Annotated in this window: 28 protein-coding genes; 20 read left to right on the top strand and 8 right to left on the bottom strand. The window is 73.6% G+C overall.

Annotated elements, in window-relative coordinates:
* Positions 1-461: 461 nt before the first annotated feature.
* Positions 462-962 carry a ribonuclease E activity regulator RraA gene (gene rraA / locus D459_RS0129185; RefSeq protein WP_017596532.1) on the bottom strand — a complete coding sequence of 167 codons (501 nt, stop codon included), beginning with the start codon at positions 960-962 and terminating at the stop codon, positions 462-464.
* A gap of 186 nt (positions 963-1,148) precedes the next feature.
* On the opposite strand from rraA, the gene hemL reads away from it, so the two are divergent.
* The 4 genes from hemL (at position 1,149) to D459_RS0129165 (ending at position 4,727) form a co-directional block, all read left to right on the top strand.
* Positions 1,149-2,441 (top strand): glutamate-1-semialdehyde 2,1-aminomutase, encoded by a 1,293-nt coding sequence (gene hemL / locus D459_RS0129180; protein ID WP_051065577.1) that lies wholly within the window; start codon positions 1,149-1,151, stop codon positions 2,439-2,441.
* A 332-nt stretch (positions 2,442-2,773) separates the two neighbouring features.
* Positions 2,774-3,409, top strand: coding sequence for a histidine phosphatase family protein (locus D459_RS0129175; RefSeq protein ID WP_017596530.1), 636 nt, complete (start codon positions 2,774-2,776; stop codon positions 3,407-3,409).
* Between the two features lie 166 nt (positions 3,410-3,575).
* Positions 3,576-3,674, top strand: a complete 99-nt coding sequence (locus D459_RS34860) for a 30S ribosomal protein bS22 (RefSeq protein ID WP_013155353.1) — start codon at positions 3,576-3,578, stop codon at positions 3,672-3,674.
* A 90-nt stretch (positions 3,675-3,764) separates the two neighbouring features.
* Positions 3,765-4,727, top strand: coding sequence for an NAD-dependent epimerase/dehydratase family protein (locus D459_RS0129165; RefSeq protein WP_017596529.1), 963 nt, complete (start codon positions 3,765-3,767; stop codon positions 4,725-4,727).
* Between the two features lie 149 nt (positions 4,728-4,876).
* Here D459_RS0129165 and D459_RS0129160 read toward each other — a convergent pair whose 3' ends face one another.
* Complete coding sequence (locus D459_RS0129160; protein ID WP_026120859.1) at positions 4,877-5,659, bottom strand: HAD family hydrolase; 783 nt, start codon at positions 5,657-5,659, stop codon at positions 4,877-4,879.
* A gap of 195 nt (positions 5,660-5,854) precedes the next feature.
* Here D459_RS0129160 and D459_RS0129155 point away from each other — a divergent pair, with 195 nt between their 5' ends.
* The 9 genes from D459_RS0129155 (at position 5,855) to D459_RS0129115 (ending at position 15,318) form a co-directional block, all read left to right on the top strand.
* A complete protein-coding gene (locus D459_RS0129155; protein ID WP_017596527.1) occupies positions 5,855-7,063 on the top strand; it encodes a putative quinol monooxygenase in 1,209 nt (402 codons plus the stop codon).
* Positions 7,064-7,370: 307 nt separating this feature from the next.
* Complete coding sequence (locus tag D459_RS0129150) at positions 7,371-8,069, top strand: LmeA family phospholipid-binding protein (RefSeq protein WP_017596526.1); 699 nt, start codon at positions 7,371-7,373, stop codon at positions 8,067-8,069.
* Positions 8,066-8,383, top strand: coding sequence for a thioredoxin family protein (locus D459_RS0129145; protein WP_017596525.1), 318 nt, complete (start codon positions 8,066-8,068; stop codon positions 8,381-8,383). Before D459_RS0129150 ends, D459_RS0129145 begins: the two co-directional genes overlap by 4 nt.
* A gap of 438 nt (positions 8,384-8,821) precedes the next feature.
* Positions 8,822-9,661 carry a sulfurtransferase gene (locus tag D459_RS0129140; protein ID WP_017596524.1) on the top strand — a complete coding sequence of 280 codons (840 nt, stop codon included), beginning with the start codon at positions 8,822-8,824 and terminating at the stop codon, positions 9,659-9,661.
* A complete protein-coding gene (locus D459_RS0129135) occupies positions 9,658-9,966 on the top strand; it encodes a DUF1416 domain-containing protein (protein WP_017596523.1) in 309 nt (102 codons plus the stop codon). The genes D459_RS0129140 and D459_RS0129135 overlap by 4 nt, the downstream gene beginning before the upstream one ends.
* 172 nt (positions 9,967-10,138) lie before the next feature.
* Positions 10,139-10,981 carry an EamA family transporter gene (locus D459_RS0129130; RefSeq protein WP_017596522.1) on the top strand — a complete coding sequence of 281 codons (843 nt, stop codon included), beginning with the start codon at positions 10,139-10,141 and terminating at the stop codon, positions 10,979-10,981.
* 239 nt (positions 10,982-11,220) lie between these two features.
* Positions 11,221-13,077, top strand: coding sequence for a hypothetical protein (locus D459_RS0129125; RefSeq protein WP_017596521.1), 1,857 nt, complete (start codon positions 11,221-11,223; stop codon positions 13,075-13,077).
* Positions 13,078-13,310: 233 nt separating this feature from the next.
* The gene (locus D459_RS0129120) at positions 13,311-14,567 is read left to right on the top strand and encodes a MurT ligase domain-containing protein (protein ID WP_026120858.1); all 1,257 of its coding nucleotides are present in this window, start codon (positions 13,311-13,313) and stop codon (positions 14,565-14,567) included.
* 34 nt (positions 14,568-14,601) lie between these two features.
* On the top strand, positions 14,602-15,318 hold the full coding sequence (locus D459_RS0129115) for a type 1 glutamine amidotransferase (protein ID WP_017596519.1): 717 nt from the start codon (positions 14,602-14,604) through the stop codon (positions 15,316-15,318).
* A gap of 117 nt (positions 15,319-15,435) precedes the next feature.
* On the opposite strand, the gene ygfZ is transcribed toward D459_RS0129115, so the two are convergent.
* Complete coding sequence (gene ygfZ / locus D459_RS0129110; RefSeq protein WP_017596518.1) at positions 15,436-16,470, bottom strand: CAF17-like 4Fe-4S cluster assembly/insertion protein YgfZ; 1,035 nt, start codon at positions 16,468-16,470, stop codon at positions 15,436-15,438.
* Positions 16,467-16,895, bottom strand: coding sequence for a Fur family transcriptional regulator (locus tag D459_RS0129105; protein ID WP_017596517.1), 429 nt, complete (start codon positions 16,893-16,895; stop codon positions 16,467-16,469). Before D459_RS0129105 ends, ygfZ begins: the two co-directional genes overlap by 4 nt.
* Before the next feature lie 389 nt (positions 16,896-17,284).
* Here D459_RS0129105 and D459_RS0129100 point away from each other — a divergent pair, with 389 nt between their 5' ends.
* Complete coding sequence (locus tag D459_RS0129100) at positions 17,285-17,515, top strand: FitA-like ribbon-helix-helix domain-containing protein (RefSeq protein ID WP_017596516.1); 231 nt, start codon at positions 17,285-17,287, stop codon at positions 17,513-17,515.
* Positions 17,512-17,907: a type II toxin-antitoxin system VapC family toxin gene (locus D459_RS0129095; RefSeq protein WP_017596515.1), complete on the top strand. Its 396-nt coding sequence runs from the start codon at positions 17,512-17,514 to the stop codon at positions 17,905-17,907. Before D459_RS0129100 ends, D459_RS0129095 begins: the two co-directional genes overlap by 4 nt.
* A 92-nt stretch (positions 17,908-17,999) precedes the next feature.
* Here D459_RS0129095 and D459_RS0129090 read toward each other — a convergent pair whose 3' ends face one another.
* Positions 18,000-18,557 (bottom strand): nitrobindin family protein, encoded by a 558-nt coding sequence (locus tag D459_RS0129090; protein ID WP_017596514.1) that lies wholly within the window; start codon positions 18,555-18,557, stop codon positions 18,000-18,002.
* Between the two features lie 213 nt (positions 18,558-18,770).
* On the opposite strand from D459_RS0129090, the gene D459_RS0129085 reads away from it, so the two are divergent.
* Positions 18,771-19,541, top strand: coding sequence for a GIDE domain-containing protein (locus D459_RS0129085; RefSeq protein WP_017596513.1), 771 nt, complete (start codon positions 18,771-18,773; stop codon positions 19,539-19,541).
* A gap of 92 nt (positions 19,542-19,633) precedes the next feature.
* Complete coding sequence (locus D459_RS0129075) at positions 19,634-19,996, top strand: DsrE family protein (RefSeq protein ID WP_026120857.1); 363 nt, start codon at positions 19,634-19,636, stop codon at positions 19,994-19,996.
* A gap of 60 nt (positions 19,997-20,056) precedes the next feature.
* Here D459_RS0129075 and D459_RS0129070 read toward each other — a convergent pair whose 3' ends face one another.
* A complete protein-coding gene (locus tag D459_RS0129070) occupies positions 20,057-20,410 on the bottom strand; it encodes a hypothetical protein (RefSeq protein ID WP_026120856.1) in 354 nt (117 codons plus the stop codon).
* 92 nt (positions 20,411-20,502) lie between these two features.
* On the bottom strand, positions 20,503-21,012 hold the full coding sequence (locus D459_RS0129065; protein ID WP_017596511.1) for an ATP-binding protein: 510 nt from the start codon (positions 21,010-21,012) through the stop codon (positions 20,503-20,505).
* A gap of 157 nt (positions 21,013-21,169) precedes the next feature.
* Between D459_RS0129065 and D459_RS0129060 the strand changes: the two genes are divergently transcribed.
* From D459_RS0129060 to D459_RS0129050, 3 genes are read left to right on the top strand one after another with little or no spacing between them, the layout of a single operon-like run.
* The gene (locus tag D459_RS0129060; RefSeq protein ID WP_241485153.1) at positions 21,170-22,012 is read left to right on the top strand and encodes a helix-turn-helix domain-containing protein; all 843 of its coding nucleotides are present in this window, start codon (positions 21,170-21,172) and stop codon (positions 22,010-22,012) included.
* Position 22,013: 1 nt separating this feature from the next.
* Entirely contained in the window at positions 22,014-22,187 is a 174-nt protein-coding gene (locus D459_RS34855; protein ID WP_017596509.1) for a DUF397 domain-containing protein, read from the top strand.
* A gap of 3 nt (positions 22,188-22,190) precedes the next feature.
* Positions 22,191-22,604 carry an NUDIX hydrolase gene (locus D459_RS0129050; RefSeq protein WP_017596508.1) on the top strand — a complete coding sequence of 138 codons (414 nt, stop codon included), beginning with the start codon at positions 22,191-22,193 and terminating at the stop codon, positions 22,602-22,604.
* Positions 22,605-22,692: 88 nt separating this feature from the next.
* Here the strand turns inward: D459_RS0129050 and D459_RS0129045 are convergent, their stop codons facing one another.
* Positions 22,693-23,439: a phosphoglyceromutase gene (locus tag D459_RS0129045; protein WP_026120854.1), complete on the bottom strand. Its 747-nt coding sequence runs from the start codon at positions 23,437-23,439 to the stop codon at positions 22,693-22,695.
* Positions 23,440-23,714: the final 275 nt, after the last annotated feature.

Here is a 23,714-nt window from a genome sequence, read left to right as displayed (position 1 = left end):
CACCCGGACCACCCCACCCCGCCTCTGCCCGCCCTGCTGCACCCGACCGACCAGCCGGTGCCCCCTGCCCGCTTTCGCTGCCTGCTTGAACCCCCGCCCCGTGGGGCGCCGCACTCGGGCGACCGCCCCCGCCCCGCCCCTGCCTGCGCCGTCGCCGCCGTCTGATCCTTCACCCCGTGGGACGCCGCGCCCGACCGACCGGCTGGTCCCCACCGCCGCCCTCGCTGCCTGCTTGGACCTTCGCTCCGCGGGGCGCCGCGCCCGACCGACCGGCCGGTCCTCACCGCCGCCTTCGCCGCCGGCTTGAACCCTGGCCCCGTGGGGCGCCGAGCCCGGCTGGGGAGTCCGGCCCCGTTCCTGCCTGTGCCGTCGCCGGCTGCAGGAACCTTCGCCCTGCCGTGGGTGGGGGCTGGGGCGTCTCCCGTTCTCCCCCCTGTGCTCCCTGCGATGTTCGGCCGGGGTCAGTCCTTCTTCGGGGGGTCCAGGCGCTGTTCGCTGACGAGGATGCCGTCCTCGTCGCTGTAGAGCCACGCCTCGGGGGTGAAGACCACGCCGCCGAAGGCGACCGGGGCGTCCAGCAGGCCGGCGCCGGACTTGGCGGACTTGCGCGGGTTGGAGCCGAGCGCCTTGACCCCCAGGTCGAGCCCTGCCAGGGCGGCGACGTCGCGGACCGCGCCGTTGATCACCACCCCGGCCCAGCCGTTCTTCTCGGCGGCAGCGGCGATCATGTCGCCCATCAGCGCGGTGCGCAGCGAACCGCCGCCGTCCACCACCAGCACCCAGCCCTCGCCGGGCTGGTTGAGCTGCTCCTTCACCAGCGCGTTGTCCTCGTGGCACTTGATCGTGGCGATCGGGCCGTGGAACGCGGACCGCCCGCCGAACGAGCGGAACTGCAGCTCGCAGCTCTGCAGCGCGTCCCCGTGCTCGTCGATCAGGTCGGCTGTGGCGAACACCTCGTTCATCGGGCTCCCTCGGATGGGCGTGGGGCGGTGGCGCGGGCCGCCCCGGGCCCGCGCGCGCTGTCCCGGAAACGCTATCCGGGGCGGCCCGCTCCGCCGCGTCCGCCCCCGCCGGGTTTCGGGGCCGGGCGGCGGGGCGGGGCGGGGAGGCGGCGCGGAGCGGGCCGGGAGCGGTGCCACACTGGATCCGTGGCTACACATCAGACTTCCGTTGAGCTGTTCGAACGCGCCGGCGCCGTGGTGCCCGGGGCGGTCAACTCCCCCGTGCGCGCCTTCGGCGCGGTCGGCGGGACGCCGCCCTTCATGGCCTCCGGGAACGGCCCGTACCTGACCGACGTGGACGGCAACACCTACGTCGACCTGATCTGCTCCTGGGGGCCGCTGCTGCTGGGACACACCCACCCGGCGGTCGTCGACGCGCTGCAGGAGGCCGCCGCGCACGGCACCTCCTTCGGCGCGCCCAGCCCCGGCGAGGTGGAGCTGGCCGAGGAGATCGCGGCGCGCACCCCGGTGCAGAAGGTCCGCCTGGTCAACTCCGGGACCGAGGCCACCATGTCGGCGATCCGGCTGGCCCGCGGCGCCACCGGGCGCAGCAAGGTGGTGAAGTTCGCCGGCAACTACCACGGCCACGTCGACGCGCTGCTGGCCGCCGCCGGCTCCGGGGTGGCGACCTTCGCGCTGCCCGACTCGCCCGGCGTCACCGGCGCCAGCGCCGCCGACACCCTGGTGCTGCCCTACAACGACATCGAGGCGGTGGAGCGGGCCTTCGCCGAGTCCGGCGACGAGATCGCCTGCGTGATCGCCGAGGCCTGCCCGGCCAACATGGGCATCGTCCCGCCCAAGGACGGCTTCAACGCGAAGCTGCGGGAGATCACCCGCCGGCACGGCGCGCTGCTGGTGCTGGACGAGGTCCTCACCGGCTTCCGGGTCTCCCGCTCCGGCTGGTACGGCCTGGAGGGCGTCGAGCCCGACCTGACGACCTTCGGCAAGGTGATGGGCGGCGGGCTGCCCGCGGCGGCCTTCGGCGGCCGCGCCGACCTGATGGACCAGCTCGCCCCGTCCGGCCCGGTCTACCAGGCGGGCACCCTGTCCGGGAACCCGCTGGCCACCGCCGCGGGCCTGGCGACGCTGCGGAACGCCACCGACGAGGTCTACGCGCACATCGACCGGGTGTCGGCGCAGGTCTCCGACGCCGCGGAGAAGGCGCTCGGCGCGGCCGGGGTGCCGCACCGGGTGCAGCGCGGCGGCAACCTGTTCACCGTGTTCTTCACCGACGCCGAGGTCACCGACTTCGACGGCGCCCGCGCCCAGCACCTCCAGCGCTACTCGGCGTTCTTCCACGCCATGCTGGAGCAGGGCGTCTACCTGCCGCCCGCGGCGTTCGAGGCGTGGTTCTTCTCCGCCGCCCACGACGAGGAGGCCGTCGGCCGGGTGCTGGCCGCGCTGCCCCGCGCCGCGGAGGCCGCCGCCCGGGTGCCCTAGGCGCTGACGGGAAAGGGCGGTCGGCACCGGAGAACGCCTCGCCGGCCGCCCCTCCCCGGTGGTCTTGACGTTGCGGCCCCAGCAGAGCGCTCTGCTGGGGCCGCAACGTCAAGACCACCGTCCGGGGCGGACCGCTCCCGGGGCCGTCCGGGCTCGTCGGAGGCGGTCCGGTCCGCCGGGCCGGGGGATTAAACCCAGGGTCTAGGGTTGTTATCGATCCTGGTTCCGGACGGCGGTCCCGGAACCGGGCGGTTCCGGAGCCGGGCGAGTCCGGGGAGGGCGCCTCCCGCGGCCGCCCCACCCTGTGCGACCCGAAGGGAAACCATCGGCCGATGACCACGACCACCGTCGTCCACCTCCTGCGCCACGGCGAGGTGCACAACCCCGGGGCGATCCTCTACGGCCGCCTCCCCGACTTCCACCTCAGTGAGAACGGGACGGCGATGGCCGACCTGGCCGCCAAGTGGTTCGAGGGCCGCGACATCGCCTCGCTGCACTCCTCGCCGCTGGAGCGGGCCCAGGAGACGGCCGCGCCGCTCGCCGCCGCCACCGGTCTGGACGTGCGCCTGGACGACCGGCTGATCGAGGCCGCCAACCGGCTGGAGGGGCGGCACGTGTCCGCGCGCTCGCTGCGCGACCCCGCGCTCTTCCGCCACCTGTACAACCCGTTCCAGCCGTCCTGGGGCGAGCCCTACCGGCGGATCGTCACCCGGATGGTCGACGTGATCAAGGGTGCCCGCAAGGAGGCCTGGGGCCGGGAGGCGGTCTGCGTCAGCCACCAGCTGCCGATCTGGATGGCGCGGATGGCCGCCGAGCGCAAGCGGCTGTGGCACCGCCCGGACCGCAGGCAGTGCAACCTGGCCAGTGTGACCTCGCTCACCTTCGAAGACCAGCGCCTGGTCAGCGTGGGCTACACCGAGCCCGCGGCGGAGCTGTACGGGTCCGCTCCGGCGCTGCCGGGCGCGTGACGCGCCTGGTGCATGCACCGACGGGGGAGAGGGTAGGCTGGTCCTTCGGGTGCGGTGACCGCGCCGGCGGGACCGCCCGCGCAGCCGCACTCCCCCGATCGCCCCTGGCGCCTCTGGTGCTTTCGGGCCGTCATGTCCTCGATGTCTTCTGCGAGAAGGTGATCGCATGGGTTCCGTGATCAAGAAGCGCCGCAAGCGCATGGCCAAGAAGAAGCACCGCAAGCTGCTCAAGCGCACCCGCGTCGCGCGCCGCAACAAGAAGTAGTAGAAGCAGGACCGTCTCTCCGCCGACGCTGCGGCCGACGCGGAGAAATCCCCCTCTTCCACGATTCCCGATCTGCGGAGGCGTGAGGCCATGGGCCGCGTCGTTCTCGTCACCGGTGTCTCCCGGTACCTGGGTGCCAGGGTCGCCGAACAACTCAGCGCCGACCCCGGTGTGGACCGGGTCGTCGCGATCGACTCCGCCGCGGTCTCCCGGCCGCTCGGCAGCGCCGAGTTCACCCGGGTGCGGCTGCACGACGACAGCATCAGCGCGGCCCTGCGCGATTCGGACGCGGACACCGTGGTGCACCTCGGCTTCGCCGAGGCGCCCCGGGGCCGCGGCGGCCGCCGCCGGACCCCCTCCGGCGGCAACGTCCTGGGCACCATGCAGCTGCTCAACGCCTGCCAGCGCTCGGAGACCGCCCAGCGGCTGGTGGTGCGCTCCAGCGCCGCCGTCTACGGCAGTTCGGAGCCCGGTGCCCCGTGCACCGAGGAACTCGGCTCCCGGGAGGTTCCGCGCTCGGCCTACGCCCAGGACGCGGCCGAGGTGGAGCGCTACACCCGGACGCTGGCCCGGCGCCGCCCCGACCTCTCGGTGGCGGTGCTCCGCTTCGCCAGCCTCATCGGCCCCGCCATGGAGACCCCGCTGACCCGGTACTTCGGGCTGCGGGTGGTGCCCACGGTGCGCGGCTACGACCCGCACATGCAGTTCATCCACTCCGAGGACGGGGTGGAGGCGGTGCGCCGGACGGCCCTCGGCGGCGACGACGGCGGCGCCCTGGACGGGGTCTTCAACGTCGCCGCCCCCGGCTCGCTGCCGCTCTCGCACTGCCTGCGCCGGGTGGGCGGCCGCCGGTTCGCCGTCCCCGAGCGCGGCCTGCGCATGCTGCGGGGCATCGCCCGCCGCACCGAGCTGGACTACTCGCCCGAGCAGCTCCGGCTGCTCTGCTGCGACCGGGTCCTGGACCACGGGAAGCTGGAGCGCGCCCTGGGCTGGAGCCCCTCCTACACCTCGCAGGAGGCCTTCGAGAGCTACCTGGCGGCCGCGGCGGCCTGACCGCCGCACCCTCTTTTCCCTCTCGCCTTCCGCGCGGTGCCCCGAGCCCTCGGGCCCCTTCGGCGCGCCTCCCGCGATGATCTTGACGCTGCGGCCCTATCGACGCTGTTCGATAGGGCCGCAGCGTCAAGATCATCGTGTGCAGGGCGCTAGCGGCGGGAGCGGCGCACCGCGCCCACCGCGAAGCCGCCGACCAGGGCGCCGGCCGCGGCGGCCGGGACGCCCACCCGCAGCGCCGCGCGGTGCCGCCGGAACTCGTGCACCGGCCAGCCGTGCGCCAGCGCGTACCTGCGCAGCCGGTCGTCCGGGTTGACCGCGTTGGGCCGGCCCACCTCGCCGAGGAGCGGCAGGTCGTTGGAGGAGTCGCTGTAGGCGGTGGAGGAGGCCAGGTCCAGCCCCTCCCGCTCGGCCAGCTCGCGCACGGCCGCGGCCTTGGCCGGCCCGTGCATCATCTCGCCGATGAGCCGCCCGGTGTACACCCCGTCGGCGGTCTCGGCGACCGTGCCGATCGCCCCCTCCAGGCCGAGCCGGCGCCGGATGATGTCGGCCAGCTCCACCGGGGTGGCGGTGACCAGCCAGACCCGGTCGCCGGCCCGCAGGTGGCGCTGGATCAGCGCGCGCGAGCCCTCCCAGATCCGGTCGGACATGGTCTCGTCGTAGATCTCCTCGCAGAGCTCGACGAGGTCCTCGACCCGGTACCCGGCGACGAAGGCGAGCGCCGCCTCGCGGGCGGCGTCCATGTGCTCGCGGCGCTCGTGGCCGCCGACCCGGAAGACCAGCTGGCCCCAGCCGAAGCGGAGCAGGTCGCGGGTGGTGAACAGGTCGCGGGCGGCGAGCCCGCGGGCGAAGTGGTAGATCGACGCTCCGCGCATCAGCGTGTTGTCGACATCGAAGAAGGCCGCGCGGTGGCGTCCAGGGGTTCGGCCCGGCATGGCATCGAGCCTATGGCCCGGCCGGAGGCGCCCGGCGCCGAGGAGGGGACGCCGGCCGTGTCGTGATGTAACTCACAGCATGACCTGCGGTGCAGGTGATCGCGGTGCATCGGACCGGGCGTTCCGCCCCCGTGGCGGGTGCCCCGGCGGCCGCCGATTCACGTTCACTCCTCCGAGTGCAGCATGATTAGCGGGATGGTCGAGGTAGCACTGGCATTCGTCTGCGCCCTGGTCGCATGGAGCGCCGCGGCGGCGCTGATCGCGCGCACCCTGCGTGAGCCGCGCACCTACGCGAAGGTGCTGTCCGGTTCCGCGGTCGCGGTCGCGGTCGCGCTGAGCGGTGCGTTCGTCGGGGCGCTTCTCGATTTCTCCGCTCCGACGTTCCGGATCCTGCAGATCGGCGCGGGCCTGCTCGGCCCGCTCCTCGCCGCCTGGGGCACGGCCGAGTACGCGGTGGGCTCCGCCCGGGCGCGGTTCGGGCTGCGCCTGGCCGTGGCCGTGCTGTCGGTGGTCCCGGTGGTGGTCCTGGCCCTGGACCCGGTCCGGGGCAACTTCGACCGGGACTACCCGGCGATGTCGGACCACTACGACCTCATCCCGGGGATCGCGCTGGGGGCGGTGCACCTCTTCTCCGTCGGGCTGCTCCTGGCCTGCGCGGTCGCGGCGATGCGCGCCGAGGGGCGGCGCACCGCGAACCACCGGCTCACGGTGGTCGGGCTGATCGCGCTGGCCGTGCTGCTGGAGATCGCCGTCACCCGGCTCGGCCTGGGCATGCTGGGGCAGGTGCTGATGGCGGGCGCGCTCGGCGCGCTGTGGACCGGCTTCCTCCGCGCGCAGAACCCGCCCGAGGAGCCCAGAGGCCGCCGCCGGGGCCGCCGGCGCAGCGGTGCGCCGCGATCCGGCGGCGACGAGTCGGACGAACAGGACCGAGAAGACCGGGACGAGGGAGACGACGAGGTGTGGGGACGGCGCCGCAAGCGGACCGAGGACGACCACTACGACGACGGCGGCGGCTACGACGACGGCTATGACGACGGGTACGACGAGGCGCCGGCCCCGCGGGCGCCGTCCAGGCTGCGCGGCGTCATCACCATCTACACCCTGGCCGAGGGCGGCGCGGACGGCTTCGACGACTGCGCGGACCTGGTGGTGGACGAGGTCGCCCGGCGGGAGCCGGACACCCTGCTGTTCGCCTGCCACACCGTGCCCAGCGCCCCGCTGCAGCGCATCGTCTACGCGATCTACCGGGACGAGCTCGCGCTGGAGGAGCACGAGCAGCAGCCGCACGTCCGGGAGTTCTCCCGCCGCTCGGCGCAGTTCGTCACCGCCACCAACGTGATCGAGCTGGCCCTGTCGGGGGCGTCGGCCACCGACAACCTCGCCGACATGCTGATGCCCCGCTGACCCCGCCGGCGCCGCGCCGGCCCCGTCGGCCGGGTCCCGGAGCCCCCTCCTCCGCGGGACGCCCCGATCCGGCGGCCGGGCGCCCCCGGCGGCCGGCCGGGCTCGTACGGCCGCCCGGGCCCGGGCGGCCCGCGCCGCAGGCCGGGGCCCTTCGGTGCAGGGCAGCGCCCGTGCCGCGGCGCGGGTGAAGTACCCTTCCTTGAGGTATCCGTCCCCCGGCGTCCGAGACGTCGCAGCGGGACCGCCGCCGGCCGGCCCCCCGGCCCGCGGGCGCCGCCGAACCCCTACGGAGCGTGCTGGAATCCCGATGCGCAAATTCCTCGTCTTCCTGGTCCTTCTGCTGATCCTGCTCGTGGTGGCGGACCGGGGCCTGCACGCGGCGGCCCAGAGCGAGATCGCCAAGCGCGTCTCGGCCCAGTACGAGCTGGCGTCGGAGCCCGACGTCACCATCGGCGGCATCCCCTTCCTCACCCAGGCCGTGGGCGGGAACTACTCCGAGATCAACATCGTCACCGGCGCGATGAACGTCGGCGACGTCCAGCTGGAGCGGGTCGACGTCACCGCCCGCGACGTCCAGGCCCCGATCTCGGAGCTGATGAGCAGCGCCCCCCAGGCGACCGCCGGGCGCGCCGAGGCCACCGTGAAGCTGCCCTACAGCGAGCTGCAGAAGCGGCTCCCGGAGGGCATCGTGATCAACAACGAGGGCGGCGAGCCGCGGATGAGCGGCGACCTGTCCCTGGGCGGGTTCAGCCGCCCGGTCTCCGCCGGGCTGGACATCGCGGTGCAGGGCGACGCCATCGCCGTCACCCCGGTCGACGTGCAGATCGGCGACACCGGCCTGGACCTGGCCGGCCAGGTCGAGCAGCGGCTCGCCGTGTCGCTGCCCATCCCGCGGCTCCCGTTCGGCCTGGAGATCACCGGCATCGAGGCCAAGCCCGGCGGCGTCGAGGTGTCCGCCGAGGCCGCCGACGTCCAGCTGATCGGCGGGCAGGCGCAGCAGGGGTGAGCGGGGCCGCGCTGACCGCCGGGGACCTGGGCGGCCCGCTCGGCGAGCGGGCCACCCTGGTGCAGTTCTCCTCCGCCTTCTGCCGCCCCTGCGCGGCCACCCGGCGGGTGCTGGCCGACGTCGCGGGGATGGTCCCGGGCGTCGCCGCGCTCGACGTCGACGCCGAGTCCCACCTGGAGCTGGTCCGCGCCCTGGGCGTCGAGTCCACCCCCACCGTGCTGGTGCTGGACGTCGGCGGGCGGGAGCGGGTCCGCGCGGCCGGGCTGCCCCGCAAGGCCGACGTGATCGCCGCCCTGGGCCGGGTCCTGGGCTGACCTGCGCCCCACTGCAGGGAAGGCGGTGTGTGATCCGGGCCACGGGTGACATCCTCGGCCCGAGCCCGTACGATCGGTCACGTGAACTCGGTGACAGGCGCGTTTCTGACGAAGCGGCGGGCAGTGGACTACTGCCACGTCGCCGCCGCGCTCTGTCCTCCCCGCCCGTAGAGCGGGCCACCGCCGCGCCCTGAACCGGGCGCGCCCGTGGACCACCGCCGACGCCGCGCGCATTCCCCGCCCCGCCCCCCGGCACCGCTCACGCAGCAGGGACACCACCATGCAGCCGGTCATCCAGGACCGGCGGTGGACCGCACCGCCGCAGTCCGCGAACCGCCTCGCACACCCGACCGCCGACGCACGCCTCCGGGCGGCCGGTTCAGCATGCGCGCACGCCCCTCTCAACGCCGCTGCACACATCGATCAAGGAGGTTCCCCATGAGCCGCTCCGACGTCCTCGTGGACGCCGACTGGGTGGAGGCTCGCCTGGACGACCCGAAGGTGGTCCTCGTCGAGGTCGACGAGGACACCTCGGCCTACGACAAGGGACACATCCGCAACGCGATCAAGCTCGACTGGAAGAAGGACCTCCAGGACCCGGTCCGCCGCGACTTCGTGGACAGGACCGGCTTCGAGAGGCTCCTCTCCGAGCGGGGCATCGCCAACGACGACACCGTCGTCCTCTACGGGGGCAACAACAACTGGTTCGCGGCCTACGCCTACTGGTACTTCCGGCTCTACGGGCACCAGGACGTGAAGCTGCTCGACGGCGGCCGCAAGAAGTGGGAGCTGGACTCCCGCGAGCTGGTCGACACCGCGACCGAGCGGCCGGCCACCGAGTACACCGCGACCGAGCAGGACGCCTCGATCCGCGCGTTCCGGGACGAGGTCGTCGAGGCGATCGGCAACAAGGCGCTGGTCGACGTCCGCTCGCCCGACGAGTTCACCGGCAAGCTGCTCGCCCCGGCGCACCTGCCGCAGGAGACCTCGCAGCGCCCCGGGCACATCCCGACCGCGCGCAACATCCCGTGGGCGAAGGCGGCCAACGAGGACGGCACCTTCAAGTCCGACGAGGAGCTCCGCGAGATCTACACCGAGGCCGGCGTCGACCTGGACGGCGACGTCATCGCCTACTGCCGGATCGGCGAGCGCTCCTCGCACACCTGGTTCGCCCTGCACGAGCTGCTGGGCCTGCCGAACGTGAAGAACTACGACGGATCCTGGACCGAGTACGGCTCCCTGGTGGGCGTCCCGGTCGAGCTGGGGGAGGCCAAGTGAGCGCGGACGGATGCGGTGCGCCGGTCGGCGGGGTGGTGCTCTCCGAGGGCGCCGCGGCCGACCAGGCCGTCATTCAGGGCGTGGTGAGCCGGGGCGGTGCGCCGCTGGCCGGCGCCTACGCCCGGCTGCTGAACGGCTCCGGCGACTTCGTCGGCGAGGTCGCCACCGGTGACGAGGGCACCTTCCGGTTCTTCGCCGCCGACGGCGACTGGAAGGTGAAGGTCCTGGCCTCCCAGGGCTTCTCCGCCGAGTTCGATGTGCGCGCGGAGGTCGGCAAGGTCGCCGACCTCGCCGTCCAGGCCTGACGGCGGGACGGGAGGGCGCGACGGCGTCCGCGGAGGCCGGCCCGGGCGGGACGCCCGCCCCGGGCCGGCCTCCGCCGTGCCGGAGGGCCGCCGGGTGATCCGGTGATCCGATCTGATCCGCCGGTTGCTAGGGTTGCGCCGTCCACCCCCGGCCCGGAGAAGCAGCAGCACGTTGACCACCGCCGCCGCCGCCATCGCGGTCCTCGCCGCGGCCCTGCTGCACGCGGGGTGGAACGCCATCGCGCACGCCATCACCGACCGGCTGCTCGGCTTCGCGCTGATCGGCGCGGCGGGCATGGCGGGCGGCGCGGCCACCGCGGCCTTCGCCGGCCTGCCCGACCCGGCGTCCTGGCCGGCGCTGGGCGTCTCGGCCCTGCTGCACGTCGGCTACATGGGCTTCCTCATGCTCTCCTACCGGGTGGGCGACTTCGGCCAGGTCTACCCGCTGGCCCGCGGCACCTCCCCGTGGCTGGTCGCGCTGGCCGCCGCCGTGCTCCTCGGCGAGACGCTCTCCCCGCTGCACCTGGCCGGAGTCCTGGTGGTCTCCGCCGGGCTGACCGCGCTGGTGTTCGCCGGCGGGATCCCCGGCCGCGACCGGCTGCCCGCACTCGGCGCCGCCCTGGTCACCGGGGTGATGATCGCCGGCTACACGGTGGTGGACGGCATCGGCGTGCGCGCCTCCGGCGACCCGCTGGCCTACCTGGCCTGGCTGATGATCCTGGAGGGGCCGTGGTTCCTCCTCGCCGCCCTGGTGCTGCGCCGGGGCCGGCTGGCCGCGCAGCTCCGCCCGGTCTGGCGGATCGGCGCGCTCGGCGGCCTGCTCTCCATGGCCGCCTACGGGCTGGTGCTGTGGGCGCAGACCATGGGCAGCCTGGCGGCCGTCGCCGCGCTCCGGGAGACCAGCATCATCTTCGGCGCGATCATCGCCGCTCTGGTCTTCAAGGAGGGCCTCGGCCGGCTCCGGGTGCTCTCCGCGGTGGTGGTGGCGACCGGGATCGCCCTGCTCAACCTCTGACCCCGGACCCGCCCCCGGCGCCCCTGCGTTGATCTTGGACTTATCGACCTGTCCAGGCCGACTGCCTGAACACGTTCGCTTCGGGGACGGGTCGATAAGTCCAAGATCAGCGTGAAAGGTCGTGACAACTCGGCTCCGCCCTGCCAGCATTTCCTCTCACCAGGAGGTGCTCGGAGTTGCCCGAACCAAGGACTGGACCCCCGCGGCATCGGACCACCCACCTCGGCTGGCGGCACGAGGTGCTGATCGGCGACCCCGGCCCCCCGCCGCGCCGCCCGGCCCCCGCAGAGCGGGTCGAGGTCAGCCCGGAGTGGGTGGCGGTGCAGCGGGGCACCGAGGCGCGCACCAACCGGCCGCTGGTCGCCGCGGTGTGGGTGCTGTGCGGGCTGGCGCTGCTCGCCGTCGCGCTGTGGCCGCTGCGCATCCTGCCCGGCCTGCTCGCCCTGGTCGCCGTGCTCGCCTGCCTGGTGGTCGCGGTGCCGGTGGCGGTGGCGCTGCTGCAGAGCCGCCGGGTGGTCGCCGAGCGCCTGGCCGCGGAGCGGGCCCGGCTGGAGGCCGAGCGGCGGGCGGCCGAGGGGGAGCTCCGCCGCCGCCAGGAGGAGCACGCCCGGGAGCACACCGCCTGGCGGGCGCGGCGCCGCGCGTTCGAGGCGCAGCCGCGCTGGTACGGGCTGAAGGTGCCGGAGGACGCCGCCGCGGTGCTCGTGGCCGGCGGCACCGACGCCGGCTGGTCGGCGGTGCTGACCACGGTCGGCGCGTCCCGGGTCGCCTCCGGGGGCGACGTCACCGTGCTCGACCTGTCCGGCCGCGCCGTCGCCGGGGACCTGGCCGCGCTGGTCCGCCGGGCCGGCATCGCCCCGCGGATCTGGGTGCTCCCGGCCGACCTGCCCCGGATGAACCTGGGCATCGGGCTGGAGGCCGCGCAGCGCGCCCGCACCCTCGCCGCGGTCGCCGCCGCGTTCGACCCCAAGGCCGACACCGAGGCCGACGTGGAGCTGATCGGCGCGGTGCTGGAGGTGCTCGGCCCGGACGCCGGCACCGGCGAGCTCCTGGCCGGCCTGCGCGCGCTCGCCCTGCCCGAGGAGGAGGCCGGAGAGGAGCCGCCGGACCCGCTCACCGCGGAGCAGCGGGCGCGGATCCGGGAGCGCTGCGGCACCGGCCGGGAGCGCGCCGAGCGCGCCTGGGAGCTGGAGGGCCACCTGGCCCCCTTCGAAGGGGTCGGATCGCGGGCCGAGGCCGAGCCCTACGCCCAGGTGAAGATCATCGCCACCGACCGGGCCGCGGGCGGCGTCGCGGCCCGCGCCTACGGCACCTACACCGCGGCCGCGCTCTGCCGGCTGCTGGAGATGCGCGGCGCCGCCGCCGATGGCCGCTGGGGCCGAACCATCATGGTCTGCGGCGCCGACGCCCTCTCCGGCGCCGACCTGGACCGGCTCACCGCCGCGGCCGCCGCGGCCGGCACCGGGCTGGTGCTGTTCTTCCCCGAGGCCGGCGACGAGGTGATGGCCCGGCTGGAGCGGGACGACGCCTTCCCGGTGCTGATGCGCCAGCCCGCCGGGCGCCCCGCCGCCCGGCTGGCCGAATGGCTGGGCGGCGCCCCGGACCTCGCGCTGCACCGGCTCACCGAGGTGATCGGCGAGGCCCTGGACGGCACCGTCGCCGACAGCTACGTGGAGGACGTCCACCCCGGCATGGCCGCCACCGCGCCGGTCGCGGTCCGCAACGCGGCCTCCTCGATCCCGCCGCTGGACCTGGCCCGGCACCTGCGCGACGCGACGTCCTGGGGGCGGGCCACCGCCCAGGCCGCGCAGATGGACGAGGGCGGCGCCGGGGCCGGCGCCCGCCCCCACCGGATCGACGCCCGCGGCCTGCGCACGCTGCCGCCCACCGCGATGCTGGTGCCCGGCCCGGACGGCCCGGTCGCGGCCGACGCCAACCCGGGCATCCTCACCCTGCCCGCGGCCACCCTGGCCACCGTGGAGGAGGGCCCGCCCGCCCCGCCGCCCGAACCGGACACCGGCGGCCCCGCCCCCAATCTCGGTCCGCCGCCGGAGCGTCTGGACTGGCGCTCGGAGCGGGAACCGGAAACGCACTGACCCCCCTTTGGCGTTGATCTTGGACTCATCGACCGGTCTGGCACCGCTCACCCGCACAGGTCTGCAGACCGGGACCGGTCGATGAGTCCAAGATCAACGCGGAGCGGCGGGGGGGGCCGGGCCACGGCGTGCGGCCAATAGGCTAAGAGGGGAAAACGCGCCCTCCCGCCACGGGACCGGGCGCTCCTGCCGGCCCGGGGCCGGCGACTCCGAGCGGAAACCTAGTGGGGATCATGAGCGAACTTCCCTTGCGCGCCCAGCTCGCCTCCGTGCTGGGCAAAGGAGCGGCGTCGCTGTCCCGGGCGACCGGGCGGGGCGACGGCTCCGTCATCGGCGGCCGGGTCGCGCTCAAGGTCGAGCCGGACCTCCTCTCGAAGCTGGCCCGCGGCCGGCGGCTCGCCCTGGTCAGCGCCACCAACGGCAAGACGACCACGACCCGGCTGATCACCGCGGCACTGCGCGACCTCGGCGAGGTCGCCACCAACGACCAGGGCGCCAACATGCCCACCGGGCACATCACCGCCCTGTCCCGCTACCCGGACGCGCGCGTCGGGGTGCTGGAGGTCGACGAGAAGTACCTGCCGCAGGTCATCAGGGACACCAAGCCCGCGGTGACGGTCCTGATGAACCTCAGCCGGGACCAGATGGACCGCGCCTCGGAGATCAACCTCCTGGCCAAGAAGTGGCGCGACGTCCTGAGGACCAGCGAGACGCACGTCATCGCCAACGCCGACGACCCGCTGGTCGCCTGGGCGGGGCTGGGCGCGCAGCACGCCACCTGGGTGGCGGGCGGTCAGCGCTGGAAGGAGGACTCCTGGTGCTGCCCGGAGTGCGGCGGCCACCTCAAGCGCGACCCCGACCCGCACTGGGAGTGCCCGGAGTGCGGCCTGCGCCGCCCGGACGCCTCCTGGGCCGTGGACAACGCCTCCGACAGCGTGATCGACCCCAACGGCGGCGCGCTCCGGCTCGACCTGGGCCTGCCCGGTGACGCCAACCGCTCCAACGCCGCCATCGCCCTGGCCACCGCCGCCGCCTACGGCATCCACCCCAAGCAGGCGCTGCCCCGGCTGCGCGAGATCCGCTCGGTCGCCGGCCGCTACACCTCGGTGGTCACCCACGGCGTCGAGGTCCGGCTGCTGCTCTCCAAGAACCCGGCCGGCTGGCTGGAGTCCTTCGCGGTGCTCGGCCCGCCGGACGTGCCGGTGCTGCTCTCGGTGAACGCCCAGATCCCCGACGGCAAGGACACCTCCTGGCTGTGGGACGTCGACTACACCGTGCTGCGCGACCGCCGGGTGTTCGTGCTCGGCGAGCGCCGCACCGACCTGGCGCTGCGCCTGGAGACCGACGGCGTCGCCTTCGAGACGGCGGACCGGGTGGACGACGTCGTCGCCCGGCTCAAGGGCGAGCGCCCCGACCTGACCAAGGTCGACGTGATCGCCAACTACACGGCCTTCCAGCAGATCCGCGCGGCCTACGGGCGCGTCCAGTGACCGCCCGGCACCCAGGACACGAGGACAGGTGAGCATGACCGACACCAGCAGTGCGCTGCGCATCGTCTGGATCTACCCCGACCTGCTCAGCACCTACGGCGACCAGGGCAACGCGCTGGTCCTCAAGCGCCGCGCCGAGCTGCGCGGCATCCGCACCGAGACGGTGCACGTGCTCTCCAGCGACCCGGTGCCGACCGGGGGCGACGTCTACCTGCTGGGCGGCGGCGAGGACCGGCCGCAGATCCTCGCGGCCCAGCGGCTCCGCGCCGACGGCGGCCTGAAGCGCGCCGCGGAGGCCGGCGCCGCGGTGTTCGCGGTCTGCGCGGGCTACCAGATCATCGGGGAGAGCTTCGGCGACGACGCGGACAACCCGCTGCCCGGCGTCGGCATCCTGGACGTCCGCAGCGGCCGCGGGGAGACCCGCGCGGTCGGCGAGATCGTCGCGGCCATCGCCCCCGAGCTGGGCGGCGGCCGGATCACCGGGTTCGAGAACCACCAGGGCCGCACGCACATCGGCCCGTCGGCCCGCCCGCTGTCCACCACGGTCGTCGGCATCGGCAACGACGGCCAGACCGAGGGCGCCTACCAGGGCCAGGTGCTCGGCACCTACCTGCACGGCCCGGCCCTGCCGCGCAACCCCGCCCTCGCCGACATGCTGATCAGCTGGCGGGTCGGCCAGCTCGCCCCACTGGAGCCGTCCTGGGGCGAGCGCCTGCACGAGGAACGCCTCAACGCGGCCCTGAACGCCTGAGAACCGACTCCCGGGGCCCCGAGTCCCTGAGTACTCGTACCCCTGAGCAGACGGCCCGTCCCCGCCTCCGCCACCGGAGGCCGGGACGGGCCGTTTCTCCGTCTCCGCGGCCCGGTGTCAGCGGCCGCGCAGGTCGCGGATGCGGTCCTGGGCGGCGGCGCCGGTGTCCGGCGGGACGATGACCTCCTGGGCGGCGGCCACGCCGTCCACCAGGAACTCGGCGTCCACCGGGACGTTCCGCTTCACCAGGGCCAGCGCGATCGGGCCCAGCTCGTGGTGGCGGGCGGAGGAGCCGACCCGCCCCACGGCGCGGCCGTCCAGCTCGACGGCGGCGCCGCGCTCCGGCAGCCGCTCGGCGGTCCCGTCCAGGTGCAGCATGACCAGGCGGCGGGGCGGCCGGCCCAGGTTCTCCACCCGGGCCACCGTCTCCTGGCCGGGGTAGCAGCCCTTGTCCAGGTGGACGGCGGTGCCGATCCAGCCCATCTCGTGCGGGATGCTCCGCTCGTCGGTGTCCAGCCCCTGCCGGGGGCGGTGCCCGGCGATCCGGTCGGCCTCGTAGGCCCACAGCCCGACCGGGCGCGCGCCCGCCTCGGTGAGCGCCGAGGCGGCCGCGGACAGCGCCTCGCGCGGCAGCAGCAGGTCCGCCTCCTCCTCGGCCCGGCGCACCGGCAGGTCCTCGGGCAGCGACCCGGCGGCCTTGCCCAGCACCTCGTCCCGGTCCGGCCCGGCGAGGGTCAGCACGGCCCGCTCCGCGGTGGCGTCGGCCACCTCCACCCGGAGCATGAACCGCATCGAGTCCAGGAAGGCGGCGAGCTCGGCGCCCTGGCCGGGCTCGGTGTGCAGCCAGGCGGCGGTGCCGTCGTCCAGCACGGCCATGTGCTGCTTGACCCGGCCGTTGGCGTCCATCAGCAGCGCCTCGGTCGCGGTGCCGGCGGGGACGCCCTCCAGCGCCTGGCTGGTGAGGCTGTGCAGCAGGGAGAGCCGGTCCGGCCCGGTGACCCGGACGACGCCCCGGTTCGAGCGGTCGATCCAGCCGGCGGAGCGCTCCAGGGCGCGCGCCTCCTGGGCCGGTTCGCCGTAGTGCGCGGCGACGGCGGAGTCCGGGGCTTCGGCGGCCACCGCCCCGGGGCGGCTCAGCAGCGGTGAGGTCATGCCTGTGAGCCTACGCGGCAGTCGCGGCATTCGCCGAACACGGACAGGTGGCGTGCGTCCGCGCGGAACCCGAACCGCTCCTCCAGCTCCGCGACCAGCTTCTCGGCGATCTCCAGCGGGACGTCGGAGGCCTCCCGGCAGGACCGGCAGACCAGGTGCAGGTGGTCCGCCTCGGCGGCGAGGTGGTAGGAGGGCGCGCCGGCGCCGAGGTGGGTGTGGGTGACCAGCCCGACCTTCTCCAGCACGTCCAGGGTCCGGTAGACGGTGGACAGGTTGAGGCCCTCGGAGCTCTGCTGCACCCGGGCGCAGATCGCGTCGGGCGTGGCGTGCTCCAGCTCGCCCACCGCCTCCAGCACCGATCGCCGCTGGGGCGTGACGCGGTAGCCGCGGGAGCGCAGCTCGTCCTGCCAGGTCCGGTCGGCCATGCCCCGAGTCTACGGGCGCCCGCGGACGCCCGGAGAAGCCCGGGAAAAAACATTTGCCCCACCGCGGGAGGGGCGCATACCTTCGAGTCACGCAGGAAAGGAGGTGGTCCTGAAGTGAAGGCTTTTAGGGCTAGCGAGGTGTCCGCCCGCTAGGGCGCACCCGAGCGGTTCGCACCGGCGAATCCACAGCGGACACCCGAACCCCCGGGAGGCCGGCCCAGTCCACCGGCCCCGCCGACCCAGGCGGAGCGATCCCGGGGGTTCGCCATGCCCGGACCCCGCACGACACGGGGGCCGGGCATCCGTCCGTCACGGCGATGGGATCACCCTTCCGGGTGCGGAAGCAAAGAATGAATGCAGAATGCCTTCAGTGCATCTAGAATGACTTCATGACATCGCTGACCATCCGCGACGTCTCCGACGACGCCGTTCACACCATGAAGATCCGTGCCGCGACGAGCGGGCAGTCCCTCCAGGCCTACTTGCGGACACTCATCGAACGCGAGGCCGCGAAGCCGACACTGGCCGAGATGGCCGAGCGAATCGAACGGAGAGCCAAGCCGGACCTGAGTGCGAAGGACGTCACCGATGTCATCGACCGGGGCCGGGAGGGGCGGTGATCGTCCTCGGCAACTCGGCCGCGGTCCAGATGCTCACGTCCTCCGGCGCCCTCGCAGGCAAGATCCTGCGCCGGGTGGCCGACGAGGACGTGCTGTGCGCCCCCCACCTGATCGATACCGAGTTCATGTCGGCGATCCTCGGGCTCAGGCAGGGACGGAAGATCAGCGATGCCGACGCGGACGCGGCCGTCGCCGACTTCCGCGAGCTGCCGATCGAACGCTACGAGGTGCTCCCCCTATGGCCCCGTCTCAAGGTGCTGAGGTCGAACCTGTCCGTCTATGACGCCACCTATGTGGCATTGGCCGAGGCGCTGGACGTACCGATGATCACTGGTGACGCACGGATGGCGCGGAGCGGGGCGGCCCGCTGCCCGGTGGAGGTCTTCGACTAGCGAGGGCGCCCCTCCGGGCTTCCGCCGACGGATCGCCTTCCTCGGAGACGGCGGTCTCGTGCGGCGGGGAGCGGGGCGGCCCTCGAAAGCGGTCAGTCCTTCTTCGCGGCCTTCTTGTCGGCGCGCTTGAGCTGGGCGGACATGTAGGAGCGCAGGTCGTGGCCCTGGGCCGCCATGTCCCAGGCGTAGCCGAGGGTCTCGCGGTCGTCGCCGAACAGGCCGTAGAGGCGGTGGCCCGCGGTCACCTCGAGCCCGGTCTCGGTGCGCAGTACGGCGTCGGTGGAGAGCTCCACCCGGTTCGCGAAGACGTTGCCGAGGTAGACCTCGCTGAACCCCTCCGGGTGCGAGATGAGCACCTCGACGTGGACCGGGGCGGTGCCCTCCGGGGCGTCCTTCGGCAGCTCGGTGCCGGCCGGGCGGATCCGCCAGTAGCCGTTCTCCGAGGTGACGTACTCGCCCAGCGAGCCGTCCTCGGCGATCCGCCAGGCGCAGGCCCGGTAGGCCAGGAACGGGCCGCCCTCGTGGGAGAACTCGACCTCCTGGCCGAACTGGAACTCCTCGGTCCCCTCGTAGCCGGCGACGCCGACGCCCTCCCAGCGGCCGATCAGGAAGGACAGTTTTTCAAGATCGGGGTGGATTTCAGGCTGCATAATGTCCGAGAGTAGCCGCGCGCGGCCGGTGCCGGGGCCAGGTCGCCCGGCGGGGCGCAGCCCGGGGACGGGTTCCCCGCCGGAGCTGATAAAGAAGAGGGATGCCCATGCCCGCCGCGGAGGCGCGGCGCAGGCGTTCAGGGCGCATGTGCGCCGGGTGCGCGGACGGACGCGCACGGTGCGGGGACCACAACGGAACGGGGGCCTTTTTCAATGCTGGTGATCGGGGCGGTCCTCATCGTCGTCGCGGCCGTGCTGGCCGTACCGGCGGTGATCGCGCTGCTCCGCTACACGGCCCACCGGGACTTCGAGCGGCTGCGGCCGCGGGCGCTGGTCGCGCGCGACGGCCAGGACATCGAGGTGACCGGTATCGCGGTGGCGGGCCCGGACGGCGAGGACGAGTCGCGGCTGGCCCGCATCGCCTGCGTCTGGCACTGCCACGAGGTGCTGCGGCACTACTGGACGCCCGCCCCGGACCCGGAGACCGGTGAGCGCGAGCGCACCTACGACCCGATCGCCGAGTACGGCGAAGAGGGGCCGTTCGGCCTGATCGGCCTGGGCGCACCGGAGGACCGGGCGGCGACGGTCCTGGTGGACCCGGCCGACGCCGCCGCGGACGGGATCGACCTCGCCCTGCAGCGGGTCGTGGGCCGCCCGCAGAAGGGCGTCCGCGCCCCCGCCGACGACCTGCTGCCCCGGGTCAAGGGCCGGATCTCGGGGCTGTTCCGCGGGGAGACCATCGAGTTCGAGTACCGGGAGTGGCTGATCAAGTCCGGCACCCCGGTCACCGTCCGGGGGCGCGTGCAGGTGCGCGACGGCCGGCCCTTCCTCACCGCTCCGCCCGACGACAAGCTCCGCATCACCCGGACGGAGCAGCCCCCCGCCCAGCAGGCGGCCCGCACCGGCCGCCGCGCCCTCCTCCTCGGCGGAGGCACCCTGGCCTCGGTCGGCGCGGGGCTCCTCATGCTCCTCGGCGCGGTCTGACGGTTCCGCGGCCCTGAACGGCCGCCGGCCGACGGTGCGGAACCGTCCGGCCGGCGGCCGTTCCGTATGGGCGGGACCTCTAGGGTTACGGCATGAGTCGCGCACTGGTGATCAAGGTCACGGCAGGGGAAGAAGCGCCGGAGCGGTGCAACCAGGGGTTCACGGTGGCCGCGGCGGCGGTCGCGTCGGGGGTCCCGGTGTCGCTCTGGCTGACCGGGGAGGCGGCGTGGTTCGCGGTCCCCGGGCGGGCGGAGGAGTTCTCGCTGCCGCACGCCGCCCCCCTGTCCGACCTGCTGGAGAGCGTGCTGCTGGCGGGCCGGGTCACCGTCTGCACCCAGTGCGCCGCCCGCCGCGGCCTGGAGCAGGCCGACCTGATCGAGGGGGTGCGCATCGCGGGCGCCCCGAGCTTCGTGGAGGAGGCCGTGGCCGACGGCGCGCAGGCCCTCGTCTACTGACGCCCGCGAGAGGGCGGTCTCAGCCGAGCAGGCCGATGGCGTAGGCGGCGAAGAGCAGGATCAGGACGGTGCAGGCGTAGGGGGCGGTCTCGCGGTCGGTGAACCGGGGGCCGCTCCGCCGGTGCGGGGCGCCGGGGCGGCGGGGGAGGGGGCGCTGCGTGGAGCCGGGCCGGTGCCGTGGCCGTCGGGGGCGAGTTCGGCGTGCAGCCGGGCGAGCCAGGGCGGGGCCCGGGGCGAGGCGGTGGCGCGCAGTACCGCCGGGCGGTCGGGCGCGGTGGCGGGGCGCGGCCGGGTGTAGCGGCGGGAGCGGCTGAAGCGGTGCCCCCTGGGGGCGGTGAGGACGGCGCGGACGCGCGGGTCGAGCGCCGCGCCGGTGCGTCCGGTGCGTCCGGTGGGGGAGTGGGAGAGGTCCATGGGATCGGCTTCTTCCTGTTCAGAGCGGTGTAGAAGGTCGAGTCGGATGAGGCGCAGGGGCGGCGACCGCCCTTTTCCTCTGTCCGGCGGGCTCAGGAGGTGAAGACGTAGGAGCCCAGGCCGGCGGGGACGAGGTCGGGGTCGACGGAGAAGTCGGCCCAGACGCGGAGGCCCAGGTTGAGCCTGGAGTGCGGGAGCACTTGGTAGTAGCCCCAGGCGGCGGCGGAGGCGCTGAGAAGGAGGAGGCCGCGCTGGCCTTCGGCTTCTGCCCAGTCTTCAGGGGTGCGGTGGTTCGGGACGGCGGGGCGGGTGTCGGTCCATCCGCCGTCGGTGATCTCGAGGCGGAGGGTGTCGGGGCGGAGCAGGTTGAGGCGGCGGACGACTTCGCCGCCGGTTTCGCCGGAGGCGGTGTAGGCGACGGCGTTGGCGAAGAGTTCGGAGGAGCAGAGCTGGAGGGTGTGGACGGTGTCGTCGGGGAATCCGGTGAAGTCGCGGCGGATGTCGCGGCGCAGGCGGGATGCCTGGGACAGGGCGCCGGGGTAGACGCGCGGCTCCCACCGGGTGGAGTGGAGTAGGCGGGAGGTCTCGGGAGAAGCGGACATGGAAGCCCCCGTGAAAGGTCCTTGGGACGTGGAGGCGGCGAGCGGCACAGGCTGCGACCCGCCGTTACACTCATAGTGATCTCATCAATTGATGAAAGCAAGTGCGAGTCGTCTATTGATATCAATGTCCGCTATGTCGACCGATACGATTCCGCCCATGGGAGAGCGGCAGTCACCGACCGTCAGGCGCCGAAGGCTGGCGCGTGAGCTGCGAAAGATGAGGGAAGCGGCAGGGCTGAGCACATCGGTTGTGACCAAGCGGCTCGGTTGGGCCGCAGGGCGGATCAACCACCTGGAGAGCGGTCGGCATGGGACCGACCCCAGCGCCCTCCGGGACCTCATGCGGCTCTACGAGGTCGCCGATCCGGAACGGATCGAGGCCGTACTGGCACTCGGGCGGCAGAGCCGACAGCGCGGGTGGTGGCACAGCTACAACGATGTCCTCGATGGCGACTACCTCGGGTTCGAGGCCGAAGCCTCGAGTATCAGCGTCTACCAGCCATCGGTGATCCCCGGTCTACTGCAGACCCCGGCATACGCGGCACGCTCCGCCCGAGCCAGCGGGGCCGTCACTGAAAAGGACATCGAACGGGTCGTCGCGGTCAGGGAGAAGCGTCAGGAAGCCCTGAACCAGGGAGCGAGGCTTTCGGCGATCCTCGATGAGAACGCTCTACTCCGCTTGGTGAACACGGCTGACGTGGCGAAAGACCAACTCTCGAAGCTCGTCGAGGCAGCCGATGAGGCCGACTCGATCACGGTTCGAGTACTCCCTATCAGTGCCGGATTGCATGCTTCTCTGGGAGGCGGCTTCGTCCTCCTCGACTACGCCGACTCGGTGGATCCCTCCCTCGTCTATCTTGAAGGCCGGACGAGCGGAACGTTCCTGGAGAAGCCGGAAGAAGTCGATGCCTACCGGAACGTGTTCGCTTCACTGGCCGAATCGGCGCTGTCCGAGAGTCAGTCCGGCAAGCTGCTGAAACAGCTCCAGAAAGAGACTTGAAGTGGAATTTCGCAAGTCGTCCTACAGTGCGACCGAAAGTCATTGCGTCGAGGTCGCCGATTCTCCCCAGGTCAGCGCGGTGCGGGACACGAAACACCGCCACCTCGGCGCCCTGATCTTCTCCTCCCCCGAGTGGCGGGCGTTCCTGGACGCCGCCAAGCGCGACGCCTTCTGACCAGTGCACTCGGTCTCCGTCGCCGGCGCGGTCGTCCGTTCGGACGGCCGCGTGCTGGCGATACGGCGGGCGGACAACGGGCACTGGGAGCCCCCGGGCGGGGTGCTCGAACTCGGTGAGGACATCGAGGCCGGGGTCCGCCGGGAGGTCCTGGAGGAGACCGGACTACATGTGCGGGTCGGGGAGCTCACCGGGCTCTACAAGAACATGAAGCGCGGCGTCGTCGCGCTGGTCTTCCGCTGCTCGGTGGTCTCGGGGACCCCTCGGCCATCCGAGGAGGCGGTCGACGTCCGGTGGCTCACCCCCGACGAGGTCCAGGCGCGGATGGCGCCGGCCTACGCCTGCCGGATCCTCGATGCCCTGGCCTCCGGGCCGGTCGCCGTGCGTGCGCATGACGGGCACGAACCGCTGGAATGACGTTCCGCCCGCATCTTTCTCTGGGCCTCTGAGAGCGGGGAAGGCCCGCCGCGCGAAGCGCGGCGGGCCGGAGCCGGAAGGGGTGTTCCTACTTCTTGCCCTGGTTCTTGACCGCCTCGATGGCGGCCTTGGCGGCCTCGGGGTCGAGGTATTCGCCGCCGGTCTTGCGCGGGGTGGAGTCCTCGTTGAGCTCGTAGACGAGCGGGATGCCGGTCGGGATGTTCAGGCCGGAGATGGCCTCGTCACCGATCTTGTCCAGGTGCTTGACCAGCGCGCGCAGCGAGTTGCCGTGCGCCGCGACCAGGACCGTGCGGCCCGCGGACAGCTCCGGGACGATGGCGTCGTACCAGTAGGGCAGCATCCGGTCGACGACGTCGGCCAGGCACTCGGTGCGCGGCATCAGCTCCGGCGGGAGGTCCGCGTAGCGGGCGTCGCCCACCTGGGAGTAGGTGTCGTCGTCGGCGATCGGCGGCGGCGGGGTGTCGTAGGACCGGCGCCAGACCATGAACTGCTCTTCGCCGTACTCCTCGCGCGTCTGCGCCTTGTTCTTGCCCTGGAGCGCGCCGTAGTGGCGCTCGTTCAGCCGCCAGGTCCGCTGCACCGGAAGCCAGTGCAGGTCGGCGGCGTCCAGCGCGATGTTCGCGGTGCGGATGGCGCGCTTCAGCAGCGAGGTGTGCACCGTGTCCGGCCGGATCCCGGCGTCCCGCAGCAGCTCACCGCCCTTGCGCGCCTCGGCCTCGCCGGTCTCGGAGAGGTCGACGTCCACCCAGCCGGTGAACAGTCCTTCGGCATTCCAGACACTTTCGCCGTGTCGCAGCAGTACGAGCTTCCCCATGCCGGCCAGCCTAGCGACTCGGCGCAGGGAGGAGAGCGGCGCCCGCCCTCACTCGGCCCGCGCCGCCCGGCGTTGATCTTGGCGTCGTTGCCGTCTCAAAGCCGGGTGGTCTCCACTGGCTGTTGCAACACCGCACGCCAGAGGAGGGGAGGAGGGGAGGGGGCCGACTGGTCGGTCGGGTGCGGCGTCTCGCGGAGCGGGGGTTCAGACGGGCGGCGACGGCGGAGGAAGGGGCGGGGCGGAGGCGGTCCCCCGGGTGCGGCGTCTCGCGGAGC

The sequence above is a fragment of the Nocardiopsis potens DSM 45234 genome (assembly GCF_000341105.1).
In the GTDB taxonomy this organism is placed as follows: domain Bacteria; phylum Actinomycetota; class Actinomycetes; order Streptosporangiales; family Streptosporangiaceae; genus Nocardiopsis_A; species Nocardiopsis_A potens.
This window is presented reverse-complemented; position numbering and strand designations above follow the sequence as displayed.

Coding starts and splice junctions, on each gene's coding strand:
- rraA (WP_017596532.1), bottom strand. CDS start 962: ATGAACGAGGTGTTCGCCACAGCCGACCTGATCGACGAGCACGGGGAC.
- D459_RS0129175 (WP_017596530.1), top strand. CDS start 2,774: ATGACCACGACCACCGTCGTCCACCTCCTGCGCCACGGCGAGGTGCAC.
- D459_RS34860 (WP_013155353.1), top strand. CDS start 3,576: ATGGGTTCCGTGATCAAGAAGCGCCGCAAGCGCATGGCCAAGAAGAAG.
- D459_RS0129165 (WP_017596529.1), top strand. CDS start 3,765: ATGGGCCGCGTCGTTCTCGTCACCGGTGTCTCCCGGTACCTGGGTGCC.
- D459_RS0129160 (WP_026120859.1), bottom strand. CDS start 5,659: ATGCCGGGCCGAACCCCTGGACGCCACCGCGCGGCCTTCTTCGATGTC.
- D459_RS0129155 (WP_017596527.1), top strand. CDS start 5,855: ATGGTCGAGGTAGCACTGGCATTCGTCTGCGCCCTGGTCGCATGGAGC.
- D459_RS0129150 (WP_017596526.1), top strand. CDS start 7,371: ATGCGCAAATTCCTCGTCTTCCTGGTCCTTCTGCTGATCCTGCTCGTG.
- D459_RS0129140 (WP_017596524.1), top strand. CDS start 8,822: ATGAGCCGCTCCGACGTCCTCGTGGACGCCGACTGGGTGGAGGCTCGC.
- D459_RS0129120 (WP_026120858.1), top strand. CDS start 13,311: ATGAGCGAACTTCCCTTGCGCGCCCAGCTCGCCTCCGTGCTGGGCAAA.
- D459_RS0129115 (WP_017596519.1), top strand. CDS start 14,602: ATGACCGACACCAGCAGTGCGCTGCGCATCGTCTGGATCTACCCCGAC.
- ygfZ (WP_017596518.1), bottom strand. CDS start 16,470: ATGACCTCACCGCTGCTGAGCCGCCCCGGGGCGGTGGCCGCCGAAGCC.
- D459_RS0129105 (WP_017596517.1), bottom strand. CDS start 16,895: ATGGCCGACCGGACCTGGCAGGACGAGCTGCGCTCCCGCGGCTACCGC.
- D459_RS0129100 (WP_017596516.1), top strand. CDS start 17,285: ATGACATCGCTGACCATCCGCGACGTCTCCGACGACGCCGTTCACACC.
- D459_RS0129090 (WP_017596514.1), bottom strand. CDS start 18,557: ATGCAGCCTGAAATCCACCCCGATCTTGAAAAACTGTCCTTCCTGATC.
- D459_RS0129085 (WP_017596513.1), top strand. CDS start 18,771: ATGCTGGTGATCGGGGCGGTCCTCATCGTCGTCGCGGCCGTGCTGGCC.
- D459_RS0129075 (WP_026120857.1), top strand. CDS start 19,634: ATGAGTCGCGCACTGGTGATCAAGGTCACGGCAGGGGAAGAAGCGCCG.
- D459_RS0129070 (WP_026120856.1), bottom strand. CDS start 20,410: ATGGACCTCTCCCACTCCCCCACCGGACGCACCGGACGCACCGGCGCG.
- D459_RS0129065 (WP_017596511.1), bottom strand. CDS start 21,012: ATGTCCGCTTCTCCCGAGACCTCCCGCCTACTCCACTCCACCCGGTGG.
- D459_RS0129060 (WP_241485153.1), top strand. CDS start 21,170: ATGGGAGAGCGGCAGTCACCGACCGTCAGGCGCCGAAGGCTGGCGCGT.
- D459_RS0129045 (WP_026120854.1), bottom strand. CDS start 23,439: ATGGGGAAGCTCGTACTGCTGCGACACGGCGAAAGTGTCTGGAATGCC.